The sequence below is a fragment of the Pseudoalteromonas sp. G5_S1_14_S5 genome (assembly GCF_054968605.1).
Map to the genome: position 1 here is coordinate 20,322 of NZ_JBQKUM010000014.1, position 12,608 is coordinate 32,929.

The 12,608-nt window shown below is 43.9% G+C and carries 11 protein-coding genes; 4 read left to right on the top strand and 7 right to left on the bottom strand.

Annotated elements, in window-relative coordinates; translation table 11 throughout:
* Positions 1-303 precede the first annotated feature (303 nt).
* Positions 304-1,329, bottom strand: coding sequence for a GIY-YIG nuclease family protein (locus tag ACTRWI_RS06295; protein ID WP_499129931.1), 1,026 nt, complete (start codon positions 1,327-1,329; stop codon positions 304-306).
* A 1,263-nt stretch (positions 1,330-2,592) separates the two neighbouring features.
* Between ACTRWI_RS06295 and folD the strand changes: the two genes are divergently transcribed.
* Positions 2,593-3,450 carry a bifunctional methylenetetrahydrofolate dehydrogenase/methenyltetrahydrofolate cyclohydrolase FolD gene (gene folD / locus ACTRWI_RS06300; protein ID WP_004737959.1) on the top strand — a complete coding sequence of 286 codons (858 nt, stop codon included), beginning with the start codon at positions 2,593-2,595 and terminating at the stop codon, positions 3,448-3,450.
* 76 nt (positions 3,451-3,526) lie between these two features.
* On the opposite strand, the gene ACTRWI_RS06305 is transcribed toward folD, so the two are convergent.
* From ACTRWI_RS06305 to ACTRWI_RS06325, 5 genes are all read right to left on the bottom strand, one after another.
* Positions 3,527-5,338, bottom strand: a complete 1,812-nt coding sequence (locus ACTRWI_RS06305) for a cation:proton antiporter (RefSeq protein ID WP_499129932.1) — start codon at positions 5,336-5,338, stop codon at positions 3,527-3,529.
* A 185-nt stretch (positions 5,339-5,523) separates the two neighbouring features.
* Positions 5,524-6,723 carry a NupC/NupG family nucleoside CNT transporter gene (locus ACTRWI_RS06310; protein ID WP_102423742.1) on the bottom strand — a complete coding sequence of 400 codons (1,200 nt, stop codon included), beginning with the start codon at positions 6,721-6,723 and terminating at the stop codon, positions 5,524-5,526.
* A gap of 205 nt (positions 6,724-6,928) precedes the next feature.
* Entirely contained in the window at positions 6,929-7,873 is a 945-nt protein-coding gene (locus tag ACTRWI_RS06315; RefSeq protein ID WP_004737955.1) for a LysR family transcriptional regulator, read from the bottom strand.
* Between the two features lie 127 nt (positions 7,874-8,000).
* Positions 8,001-8,999 carry a lytic murein transglycosylase gene (locus ACTRWI_RS06320; RefSeq protein WP_105025370.1) on the bottom strand — a complete coding sequence of 333 codons (999 nt, stop codon included), beginning with the start codon at positions 8,997-8,999 and terminating at the stop codon, positions 8,001-8,003.
* A 30-nt stretch (positions 9,000-9,029) separates the two neighbouring features.
* Complete coding sequence (locus ACTRWI_RS06325; protein WP_004737952.1) at positions 9,030-9,320, bottom strand: YcgL domain-containing protein; 291 nt, start codon at positions 9,318-9,320, stop codon at positions 9,030-9,032.
* Between the two features lie 220 nt (positions 9,321-9,540).
* Here ACTRWI_RS06325 and minC point away from each other — a divergent pair, with 220 nt between their 5' ends.
* Genes minC through minE form a run of 3 tightly spaced genes read left to right on the top strand, consistent with a single transcriptional unit; the run spans position 9,541 to position 11,307 of the window.
* A complete protein-coding gene (minC, locus tag ACTRWI_RS06330) occupies positions 9,541-10,203 on the top strand; it encodes a septum site-determining protein MinC (RefSeq protein ID WP_063523955.1) in 663 nt (220 codons plus the stop codon).
* Positions 10,204-10,224: 21 nt separating this feature from the next.
* A complete protein-coding gene (minD, locus tag ACTRWI_RS06335; RefSeq protein WP_499129933.1) occupies positions 10,225-11,037 on the top strand; it encodes a septum site-determining protein MinD in 813 nt (270 codons plus the stop codon).
* Between the two features lie 6 nt (positions 11,038-11,043).
* Positions 11,044-11,307: a cell division topological specificity factor MinE gene (gene minE, locus ACTRWI_RS06340; RefSeq protein ID WP_499129934.1), complete on the top strand. Its 264-nt coding sequence runs from the start codon at positions 11,044-11,046 to the stop codon at positions 11,305-11,307.
* An 83-nt stretch (positions 11,308-11,390) separates the two neighbouring features.
* Here minE and rnd read toward each other — a convergent pair whose 3' ends face one another.
* Complete coding sequence (rnd, locus tag ACTRWI_RS06345) at positions 11,391-12,509, bottom strand: ribonuclease D (protein WP_499129935.1); 1,119 nt, start codon at positions 12,507-12,509, stop codon at positions 11,391-11,393.
* Positions 12,510-12,608 lie beyond the last annotated feature (99 nt).

Sequence of the window (12,608 nt, forward strand, 5' to 3'; positions counted from 1 at the left end):
TACAGTTCGACAAGAGCTTACCCCGTATAACTTGGAAGATATTATTTCCGGGAATTACGGGGTAACTGTAGGCATTGGGTTAGATTCTAACTATGAGCAATTTAGAGGAAGAGTGTAAAGTAACAAAATTGATAATTTGTGCTTGCAATAATGACTCTCGAGATAGAAATAACATTGCAAAGTCAGTAGTCAAAACACCTATTATTCGTGGGAAAGAAAGGAGAGGCTTTCCCACTAGACAGTCCTTTTTCAACCAAAAGCATCACCAAGAATAAACGGCCTATCACTACTTTTGGCTTAAACTCATTTTTTAACGATATTTCCAGTCGTATTATCCATACGATAAAGCGAAATAGTCCCATCGAGAATGAATTTGATCACCTCTAACACAGTATTCAGTGGAACATGAAGCCACTCTTTTGGGTTGTATGTCTGTCCTGAGTGACCTTTGAGAGTGATGTTAAATCTTCTATGCCCTAAGAAGCCATGAATTAGCGTTTCTAGCTTATGCGCATCAATGTTGTAGCACTCCGTAGTCATAACTACTCGGACGGGTGCTTCTAAGAACGTCCTGCCATTTTCTGCGTAATTAATACGATCTTCGACTTTACCATCAGTAAATCCAACCTTGTATAGGTTTGATTTGTATTTCGCTAAAGCTGCATCTGTGCTATTTGTTGCTAACACATAGACGAGTCCGGTTGGAACAGGGGTATTATCAGGAATAAGAGGGGTACCTTCTCTTATAACCTTAGAGCCTTGCTCATCACGAACTATGCCATGTGTCAGTGACTGAAATAACATGTTCATTTCAGTTCCGATGGCAAATATCAGGTGCAGTCGAGCATTGTAAGAGTTATAGCCCTCTAAACGTTTTCCTGCTGAATGTACGTAACCCATCACACCATTGAGGATGAATGTGTCCCCAACATTGATTTTTAGCTCATAGCGGAATCGTTCTAGCGATGCAGAACCAGACTTCAACTCTTGTTGTACAAGGTCAAATATTGGAGAGTAGCGATGGAAGTCTGCACAAGGCTGACGTTTTGCAATCTCGTCTGGTTGCTCTTTTCTTTCCACTGTTACATGGCGCATTGGGAAAATTTCAGGCGCATCAAACTCTAATAAGTCGTCGTCATCATCGAAGATATCATCAAGCGATGTGACTAGTTCTGCTTTGTCTAGCTCAGGCTTAGGTTGTTCGCTGATAAGGTCATCTGATATATCAATCTGAGCGACTAAATCGCCCTGCAACAAACTATAAGGGTCATATTCAGCTAATGCTTTACATTGTTCTGGATTAGCTTTTATTGCTTTATAAAGTGTCACCCACTTACTTAGCGCTCCTTGAACATAGAAGCCTTACATATATCTATACAAAAGAACCACCGTTCTTGACACTCTAACTTCATACTGAGCCGATTGATGTTGTTACACATAGATTTTATCGGAAACATAAGCATCATTGTTTTAATATAAAGATTATGAAGCAAGGACTAAAGGACAGTGCGTCTTTTTGAAGACTGGTAGAGTATCTACAGTTTGTGGTGAAAGCGCCATTCTCAATAATCAATCTTATATGCTCATCAATACAGACAGTCTTACCGAATAGATATTCGAAAAAAGCACATAACGGCAATTTAGCGAGAGCCTTTTGTTCTCACTTTATATCATTTTTAGTTTGTGTAGGTATGGCTCCATTGCACCACAAAATTAACCTCAGCATTCATATATAAAGAAGTAGCAGTCACAAACTGGTGCAATGGATAAACGAAACTAAAGGCTTATGTTTCAATGAAGAAATGTAGGTAGATCCCAACTGATATACGAAAAAAAGCCAGCATCTAAACTAATAGATACTGGCTTTTTGAAAGTGGCACGCCCTGTAGGATTCGAACCTACGACCACATCCTTCATCACACTATAGCTTTCGCTACCACCTATAAAAGGCTTTGTGCGCTGGACTATCCCTTTACCATAGCTTTAAAAGCCTTAGGTAGACGCCGTCTAGTCTCTACACCTTCCCAGTATAAACTGGGCTTGGCTCGGGATTGCCAACTCGTTAAAGTAAGGTTTCCCCGAATTTGACGTCTTACACTCTTATTGTTTCCAAAAAGAGGCCCAACTTGAATGCTAGAAAATCTAGCCAATTAGAAGGGACGTGCTCTATCCAGCTGAGCTAAGGGCGCTTTATTTTGTTCTCTAACTATATCTAGCTAAAAAACTAAATTCAAATTTTAAGTAACGCTTTATTGCACCATTGAAGACTATAATAATCTTTTTCAGTCTGCTTAGTTCTCTACACCAGAATTAACCTAATATAAGAACCTACGACCACATCCTTAGAAGGGACGTGCTCTATCCAGCTGAGCTAAGGGCGCGCTACAGGAGGGAATTATACGAATTCGAATCATGAAAGCAACGGCTTTATGTAACATTCTGTTCTAAGTGAGTAAAAAAAGGTCAACAAACATATAAGTGTTGGAAAATAGAGCAAAGCAATCGTTTGCTTGATGGTAATCAAAAAGATTTTCTGGAATAATGCGCCAAAAACATCAGCCACTAACTTGAATATCAATACTAAGGAAATTCATGACTGCTCAAAATATTGATGGAAAGCTAATTTCTCAAACGGTTCGCTCCGAAGTTGCTGCACGTGTAAAAGCTCGTACTGAAGCTGGATTACGCGCTCCGGGCCTAGCGGTTGTTTTAGTGGGTGAAGACCCTGCTTCTCAGGTTTACGTTGGTAGTAAGCGTAAAGCGTGTGAAGAAGTTGGCTTCGTATCTAAATCTTACGATTTGCCAGCCACTGCAACAGAAGATGAACTGTTAAACCTAGTAGACCAATTGAACCAAGATCCAGAGATCGACGGTATTCTGGTTCAACTGCCTCTACCTGCTGGCATCGATAGCACTCACGTTCTTGAGCGCATCACACCAGAGAAAGACGTTGATGGCTTCCACCCATACAATGTCGGCCGTTTGGCTCAGCGTATGCCAAAGCTTCGCTCTTGTACGCCAAAAGGTATCATCACCCTACTTGACCGTTACAACATCGATTTACGTGGCAAACATGCAGTTGTTGTTGGCGCTTCAAACATCGTAGGTCGCCCAATGACCCTAGAACTGCTTCTAGCGGGTTGTACAACGACGACATGTCACCGTTTCACTAAAGACCTTGAAGGCCACGTACGCCAAGCAGACGTTGTAGTGGTTGCTGTAGGTAAGCCTAACTTCATTCCTGGTGCATGGATTAAGAAAGGTGCAGTTGTGGTCGATGTTGGTATCAACCGCTTGGACTCTGGCAAGCTCGTCGGTGACGTTGAATACGATGTCGCGAAAGAGAGCGCAAGCTTCATCACACCTGTACCGGGTGGTGTAGGTCCAATGACAGTCGCTAGCCTGATTGAGAACACAATGATCGCTTGTGAGCAATTTCACTCGAAGTAATCTATCAGCGCCGTATAAATAGAATTAGAAAGCCGCAGCGTTATATACGCTGCGGCTTTTTTATAGAGAACACTTACTACTTGTCTGGAGTCTCCACTTTCTCGACCTGTTCTGAAGGTGGCAACAAACTAATGATCTCACATTCTGTCGATATCAGCTTTTCTAAGTCAGCCCCTTGAGTAATTAAACGGAAATCCCCGTCATTGATGACTCCAAGCAAAATCGCTTTAGGATACAGCGCGTTAAACTCATTCAGATCAAATGCCTCAGTCAAGCCTGTACTCTTAATTTGGCTGCCTTGCGCCATTAATGAGTTGAGCTTGGAATAGGTCACACCTTCCTCAAATATACTTCGATTGCCATCTCGACTCACTTGATGTCTCTCGTGCTTGCTCTCTGGTGACTCGAGCTCAAAAACCTTATTGGCGCCAAACTCGTCTTGATAGTGCATGCTGACTAACGGGTTAGTTTGACGATAAGGCGAGACAATCATCGCTCGCCCTATCCCATCGAGCTCCAAATTGTTTTCCGCATGACTAGAAGCTGGGTTACCAAAGTAGACATTCAAGCTATCCATGCGCGCCAAGCGAATGCTTTCCCAGTTGGTATCCGCAAGCACACTATTGATATTGTGAGTCGCGAGCACCTTGGCAAACTGTCTTGCGAAGTGGGTGGCACCAAAGAAGATAACCCCTTGCGCTTTCTCTTGAGTGACACCTAGCCTTCTCGCCCACCAGCTTGCAGTTAAGCTCTGAATAACAACCGTACCTATGATGACCAAGAACACCATAGGCACCAACAGGTCTGCGCCCTCGATCAATTGCTTCTCTTGAAGTTTGATCGCAAACAGAGAAGAAACCGCTGCCGCCACGATCCCGCGTGGTGCCATCCAACTTAAAAACCATTTATCTGAAGAACTAAGATCCGTGCCGATCCCGCTGATCCACACACTTAACGGGCGAGCCACCAGCATAACCATCGCTAATAACCCGATACCGCCCCAACCTATCGACAAAAACGCGCCTGAATCGAGCCGACTGGCTAACAAAATAAACAACGCAGAAATGAGTAATACAGTCAGAGTTTCTTTGAATTCGATGATGTCTTCGATATCCAAGCCTTTCACATTGGCAAGCCAGATCCCCATGATGGTCACGGTTAACAAGCCCGATTCTTCGCTCAAGTCATTAGAGAAGGAGAACGCCGCTAACATAAGCGTCAGTACCGCTATATTTCGTAAATAATGAGGCACCCAATGCCCTTGCAGCATCTTGGCAATCAAATGGCCACCGATAATCCCTAAGCCTAAACCAATAGCTAAGGTTAATCCCAGAGCTGAAAGGACATGTCCAGTAGGATCTGCTGAAGAGACAATGTATTCATAAACCAGAACGGCAAACAGAGCGCCTATTGGGTCAATCACAATTCCTTCCCATCGCAAAATGCTACCAAGAGAGGCTTTAGGCTGAATACTACGCAGCATAGGCACAATTACTGTCGGGCCTGTCACCACCAAAGCACCGAATAACGCCGCTAATGGCCAACTAAAGTTAACAAAGTAGTAAGCACCGACCACAATGCACGCCCATGTAATCAGCATGCCTACACTCACTAGATGAGTCACCATGCGACCATGACCTCTGATCTCCTTGAAGTTAAGCGTCAATGCGCCTTCGAACAGAATGATGGCAACACCTAATGAAATCATTGGGAATAAAACTTCACCAAAAATGGCGTCGGGATTAAGGACATTTAAGCCGGGGCCCAATAGCAAGCCGACAATAAGAAGAGGGAGAATCGCGGGAAGACGCAATCGCCAGCCGAGTAGCTGACAAGCTAGAGACAAGAGCCCAATTAGCGCTAAAGAAGAAGTAATCGACAAATCCATTTGTGCCCCTAAATAATGGGTGCCACACCCTGTGGCCCAAATCTATTTACTGAAACAAGAAAGCCTACGTCATTAAACTATAGGCTGTCTTTTTCATGCTAACCGAATATTATTGTGATTAATCAGTCACTTTACTATAGGGGAAATAAAGTGACTGACCCGTTCACTCGGTACTTATCATCTAGCTAGAGTGAAAGTACCACGCCAGCAATCGCAGCACTCATTAAGTTAGCAAACACACCAGCACAAATCGCTTTAAAGCCGTATTGTGAGATGAAAGAGCGACGCTCTGGTACCAAGCTACCTAGGCCACCAATCAAAATCGCCATTGTTGAGATGTTAGCAAAGCCACACAGTGCAAAGGTTACAATCGCTTGTGAATGCTCGCTAAGAACCTCTTTCGCATCCATTAACTGAATGAAAGCGACAAATTCGTTCACAACAATCTTGTTACCGATCAGTGAACCTGCCACAACAGCTTCAGACCACGGCACACCGATCAGCCATGCAACGGGTGCGAACACATAACCTAGGAGAAGTTCGAAGCTTAGGTTTACGCCAAACCAACCACCAACAATACCTAGCAAGCCATTCAGCATTGCAATCACACTGATAAAGGCAAGAAGTGTCGCACCCACCGCAACGGCAATACGAAGTCCAGACATAGCCCCATCTGCCATTGCCTCAACTACGTTTGTTGCTCGTGGAATTTCAACATCAGACTCAATGTTTTCTTGAACATCGTCAGCACTGCCAGGCACTAGGATTTTAGCCATTAACAGACCTGCCGGTGCAGACATAAATGCCGCTGCAATCAGGTAGTTTAGGTCTACACCTAGCGATGCATAACCAACAAGCGTGCCACCCGCTACAGACGCCAAGCCACACACCATCACTGCGAACAGTTGCGAGTCCGTCATATGTTTCAGGTAAGGCTTAACCACTAATGGTGCTTCAATCATGCCAACGAAGATATTTGCTGTCGCAGACAGTGATTCAGCACGACCTGTGCCCAAGAACTTCTGCAGCGCACCACCGATAAGGTTGATCACTTTTGGCATAAAGCCGATGTGGTACAAACCAGAGATAAGCGCAGAGAAAAAGATAATGATGCCCAGAACATTAATCGCGAAAACGAAACCGTTGTTCGTAAGGCCACCAAATAGGAAGTTAATCCCTTCTTGACCGTAGTTGATCAAGCTAGATACCGCACCTGTGGCTGCATTCAACGCTTCTTTACCCATTGGTACATACAGAACCAATAGCGCGAATGAGATTTGTAGTAAGAAAGCCAAAGAGACTGTTCTTAGTGGAATATTTTTTCTGTCCGTAGATAGTAACCAAGCGGCAACTAAAATAGTAATAATTCCAAGTAGCGAAGCCATGTGCGTCAACCTAAAAGTTGTAGTTAGGAAAGGCGACGCATTCTATAGAGGAAATCGTTTGCGGCAAGCGGCGGTTGTTAATGTGATGTTGGGGTAATCACTTTTGAGTAATGGTTTTAATTAAGTCATTGAATTTTAGTAATTAACTTTGATTAAAAAGCATACTTTTTCCATATGGAAATTATATTTATAGATTTGGAAACAGTTAACGATGCAGTTCGACGCACGTTTTTAGGTTTTCATCCCAGTACGTCGGCGATCCAATATGATCTTTGATGAACTCAATCACCGCAGAAAGCTTCTTCGGCATGTTCTTTCGACTCGGATATACAGCATAGAACGGCATCAGCTGACTCGCTCTCCATTCCGGCAAAACTTGGATTAATTTACCCGTTCTGAACTCTTCCTTCACTAAGTAAGTGGCTAAGTAAGCTACGCCCCACCCTGATACCGCTGCGTCTCGAACTGCCTCAGCTAAATCCACCGAGTAATCTCCAGCTACTTTTACACTGAGGTTCTCTTGCCCATTATCAAACGCCCACGATGTGTAGTCTCGCTCTCGGCTACGATAGATAAGGCAGTTGTGGTCAATCAGATCCGACGGTACGTGCGGTGTCCCGGCTTTAATCAGGTAATCAGGCGATGCGGCTACCACAAACTGACTATCTGCTAATCGCTGCGCAATGTACCCCTCAGGCAGGTCTTCGTTATTGGTGATCCAAAGATCCAGACGCTCTTCAATCATGTCCACTTTGTAATCGAACAGGTGGACTTCGATTCTCAACTGAGGATACAACTGTCTAAGCTCATCAATCGCAGGAATGATATGTAAGGTGCCAAATGACTGCGACAGCCCAACACGCAGTATTCCAGAGATATCGTCACGCTGGCTGTCCATATCCATTTGAGCCGCTTTTACCGTGTTAAACAGTTGCTCACAGTGCTGATAGAAGACTTCCCCTGCTTCCGTTAGCGTGAGGCTACGTGTGGTGCGTTGTACCAACTTGATACCAATAGAGTCTTCAAGCAAAGCAACTTGTTTACTGATATGAGACACCGAGACGTTCAAGCTTTTCGCAGCACTGGTAAAGCCATCGTGCTTAATTAATGCATGGAATATCACCATCTGTGCAGCTCTATCTGTTAGCACAAGACCACCTTCTTAAAACTCAAAAATATAAAATCAAAAAGGACTCCGAAGAGTCCTTTAGTTCGTTCTGCCTATGGTAGGCCAAAGCTATCAAAGCAAGCTCTACCGATTAATACCATTAGGTCTACTAATCAAACTTGATTCTGTCTGCTAGATGGCTAACAGCCAAAGCAAAGTAGTAAGAACGATTCCACTTCATTAACACATTGTAGTTGTTGTACACGAGGTAAGAACGGCCCGCTTCGTCATCTGGCATGATTAACCAAGCTTTAATGTCTTCATCAAGGTTTGGCAGTGGGCGGTCGTCATAACGCTTAATACCAAGTTCAGACCACTCTTTTAGGTATTTCGCTTTGTCTTCAGATCGACCTTGTAAATCAATAGACACCGTTGATGGTACGTGAACCTGACGGCCCCAAGTGTACTTGTCATCCCAACCGGATTGGCTCAGATAATTCGCCGCCGAGGCAAATACATCTTCTTCAGTACCCCAGATATCTTTCTTACCATCGCCATTACCATCAGCGGCATACGCTAAAAATGAACTAGGCATAAACTGAGGTTGGCCCATAGCGCCAGCCCAAGAGCCTTTCATCTCTTTCGGGGTGATATGTCCTTGGTCAAGAATAGCCAACGCCGCCATCGCTTCACTGCGGAAAAACGCTTCTCTGCGCCCTTCGTAAGCCATCGTCGTTAAAGCATCGATAACGCTGTAATTACCGGTGAATTTACCGAAGTTACTCTCAACGCCCCATAAAGCGACAATGAATCGAGGCTGAACGCCATACTCATCACCAATGCGCTTTAAGGCTTTGTAATGCTTCTTATACAGTGATCTTGCTTGCTTCACTTTCCAATCTGGCACTGCTCGTGGAATGTACTCATCCAGAGTCAGTTTCTTTTCAGGTTGGTTTTTATCCGCTTTGACCGCTCTTGGCTTAAACGTCACACCATCAAAGGCTTCATCAATGATCGCTTCAGAAATGCCTTCTTCACGACCTTGTTGCTTTAGCTTTTCTACATATTGCTCGAAACTCAGTTCTTGAGCCTGTACTGAGCCAATGGTCAGGCTATTACCTAAAAGTAATGCCGACACCGCCAATATGCTTTTCGAAAATTTACTCAACGATCACTCCTCCCTGAATTGAGATAGTTATCACTCTTCGTCTTGATTGTTTTGCTGAGCTTTGCGCTCTTTATACAGCTCAAGTTCGTTTACTGGTGGAGGCGGAACCTGTAAAAAGAAACCATCGGTGTTCAGTGATTCTCTCACTTTATCGATGTTCACTTGAGCCAGTTTGCGACCGTCCATTTTAATTACCATTACAAAACTAGGTTTACCAAACATTTGCATCAGTGCGTCAGGAACTTGTGAGAAATCATCCTTCTTAGGGATATAAAGGTATGTTCCTTCTTTCTTTGAGCTTTTATATATAGAACACAGCATGACAAACCTTTTTAATTGATTATGACTACAAAACTCTCACTTGCGAGATCAAGAGTTTATGTTAGGGAAATATTGGGAACAAAACGTTCATTTGACAACAAGATTACTTGCTGTGCTTGGTCTGGGAATATAACATGATAAACCTAGTTTCAGGCAATGCCCTTTATTTTATTAATAAAGAAATTGTACCAATTCGCTATTGAGGTCCTGTAGTTTTTCGATGTCTAGTAATCCAGATCTAAAAGGTAGCAGCTTTACGCTATCTGTTTTGCACTTATCCGATGATCAAGTCGAAAATGCAGTCTCTTTTCTTCAAGAGAAGGTAGACCAAGCGCCCACTTTTTTTGCTGCCGCACCTGTGGTTATAAACATCAGCAAAGTGGCTGGCGATATCGACTTCGTAAAGCTAAAAGATGGTATCTCTCAAGCAGGTATGATTCCGGTTGGCGTCGCTGGCTGTTCTGACAAACGCATGCAAAATCTTGCTAGAGAAGCTGGCTTTGCGGTCATGACGGCAAGTAAATCCCCATCGCAAGCGCCTGCAAAAATGGCACCGATTAAAGTGATTAGAACCCCGATTCGTTCTGGGCAGCAGGTATACGCAAAAGATGGCGACCTATTAATCCTAAGCCACGTAAGTGCTGGTGCAGAAGTAATTGCCGATGGCAGCATCCATATTCATGGCACATTACGCGGCCGTGCGATTGCCGGTGCAAGTGGTCAAACTGAAGCAAAAATAATTTGTAATGATTTACAAGCCGAGCTGGTTTCTATTGCAGGAAATTACTGGCTCAGCGATCAAATTGAAAGCGAGTACTGGCAGAAGAAAACCATGTTCAGTATGGCAAACGATGTATTACACGTTGACGTCCTCGCAATATAAGAGAAATAAAAGGAAAAAATAATGGCACGCATTATCGTTATAACGTCAGGTAAAGGCGGGGTAGGCAAAACGACCTCTAGTGCAGCTATTGCCTCTGGCCTAGCTTTAAAAGGGAAGAAAACCGCAGTTATCGACTTTGATATCGGTCTGCGCAACCTTGATTTAATTATGGGTTGTGAGCGTCGTGTTGTTTACGATTTCGTTAATGTTATCAATGGTGAAGCAACGCTTAACCAAGCGATGATCAAAGACAAGCGCACAGACAACCTATTCATTCTTCCAGCTTCTCAAACTCGTGATAAAGACGCACTGACTAAAGATGGTGTTCGTCGCGTATTTGATGAACTGGATGAGATGGGCTTTGACTTCATCATCTGTGATTCACCTGCAGGTATCGAGCAAGGCGCGCTAATGGCGTTGTACTTTGCTGATGAAGCGATTGTAACAACTAACCCAGAAGTATCTTCTGTACGCGACTCAGACCGTATTCTAGGTATTCTTGACTCTAAATCTCGTCGTTCAGAAGAGGGCTTAGAGCCAGTGAAAACTCACCTTCTACTGACTCGCTACAACCCTGCTCGTGTAAATCAAGGCGAGATGCTAAGCGTACAAGATGTAGAAGAAATTCTTCACATTTCGCTGCTGGGTGTCATTCCTGAGAGCCAAGCAGTACTTAACGCATCGAACAAAGGTGTTCCAGTGATCTTTGACGAAGCAACCGATGCGGGTATGGCTTACAATGATACTGTAGAGCGACTACTAGGCAGCCAAGTTGACTTCCGCTTCTTAACGGAACAGAAGAAAGGCATCTTCAAACGACTGTTCGGGGGCTAATACACAATGTCATTACTAGAGTTTTTCAAACCACAGAAGAAGACCACTGCAAACCTAGCCAAAGAGCGTTTGCAAATCATTGTTGCAGAACGACGCAGCCATGACGACCCAGCGCCGTCTTACCTGCCGCAACTAAAAGAAGACATCTTGAAGTGTATTGCTAAATACGTAGAAGTAGACCCATCAATGGTTGACCTTACGTTCGAACACAAAGATGACGATATCTCAGTATTAGAGCTGAACGTTAAGCTGCCTGAAGACGATAAGTAATCATTACTATCTCGTCAGCAGATTAAATAAAAAGAGAGCCTAGGCTCTCTTTTTTGTTTGCGTTTTGTTCTTAAACAATCTGGCTATTTGATTGCTTTATTTAGCCTCTCGCCAACCAGATCTAAACGCCAACCTTGCATCACATCCGGAAGTTTTTCTGGATTACGATCGTGTTTCCAAACCCAGCTCAACATTTGGTTTAGCTGTTTCTTCGATGCCAAAAATTCAGTCGCTAGGCCACTGTATTGCGAAGCGGTTTTCACTTCATCTTTCAATACTTTAAATACTTGCTTATAGCCCGGGTAGTCCATTAGACGTTCAACTGGTGCTGGGTACTCTTCTTCTGGCGTGTGTTCCGCTAACTTAACGATTGAGCTGATCTTCGCGCCATGACGACGTACAGAGCGAAAATCAAAACCTTCCTCTTCCATACGTTTTGGATTCTTAATTGCAAAACGCGCGACAGCCCAAAGATCTTGTTCTTTAAAGATAAAGTTCAATGCGAGATCGCGCTTAATCGCTTCTTTCAAACGCCATGTCGCAAGTGGTCTCAAGATAGCAAGTTGCTGTGGCTTAAGTTGCCATGCGCCTTTGATATCAAGGTAAGCCGTATCTGGGTTTACTTTACGGATACGCTTCGCCACCTGTAGATCAGACTCTTGTTGCGCCGCTTCCCACCAGCCTGCTGCCATCACTTTCTCAAGAAGCTTGTTGTACATTGGCATTAAGTAGTGAACATCTGCTGCCGCGTAGTCGAGTTGCTTTTGAGAAAGCGGACGCGCCAGCCAATCGGTGCGAGATTCACTCTTATCTAGATCCACACCAACAAACTCTGAAACCAAAGCAGCAAAGCCCGTTGATAAGCCATGCCCTAAGAACGCCGCCATGATTTGAGTATCGACCATTGGGGTAGGTGTACAATCAAACGCATTCTGGAATACTTCTAAATCTTCACCGCATGCGTGTAGCACTTTCAGTACTGAAGCGTCTTTCAATAGCCCAACGAACGGTGTCATTTCATCAAGAGCAATAGGGTCAATCAGAGACAGCGTTTCACCGTCAAATAACTGAATCAAGCCTAATTGAGGGTAATAGGTTCTTGTACGAACAAACTCCGTATCAAGCATAACGACATCGGCTTCACGTGCTTGTTGGCAAACTCGCTCAAGGTCTTTCAATTGGGTAATGATTTGATAGTCCACAAAAACTCTCACTGGTTTCTATTTGATCGCCGGATACAAAAATGCCGACATTAACTGTCGGCATTCTAACACCATTTTACCACGCCCGCTTAAATTAAG

What these genes read in the sequence shown, in the direction of transcription:
- folD (WP_004737959.1), top strand. Translation starts at nt 2,593, where the DNA reads ATGACTGCTCAAAATATTGATGGAAAGCTAATTTCTCAAACGGTTCGC.
- ACTRWI_RS06305 (WP_499129932.1), bottom strand. Translation starts at nt 5,338, where the DNA reads ATGGATTTGTCGATTACTTCTTCTTTAGCGCTAATTGGGCTCTTGTCT.
- minD (WP_499129933.1), top strand. Translation starts at nt 10,225, where the DNA reads ATGGCACGCATTATCGTTATAACGTCAGGTAAAGGCGGGGTAGGCAAA.
- minC (WP_063523955.1), top strand. Translation starts at nt 9,541, where the DNA reads ATGTCTAGTAATCCAGATCTAAAAGGTAGCAGCTTTACGCTATCTGTT.
- minE (WP_499129934.1), top strand. Translation starts at nt 11,044, where the DNA reads ATGTCATTACTAGAGTTTTTCAAACCACAGAAGAAGACCACTGCAAAC.
- ACTRWI_RS06310 (WP_102423742.1), bottom strand. Translation starts at nt 6,723, where the DNA reads ATGGCTTCGCTACTTGGAATTATTACTATTTTAGTTGCCGCTTGGTTA.
- ACTRWI_RS06325 (WP_004737952.1), bottom strand. Translation starts at nt 9,320, where the DNA reads ATGCTGTGTTCTATATATAAAAGCTCAAAGAAAGAAGGAACATACCTT.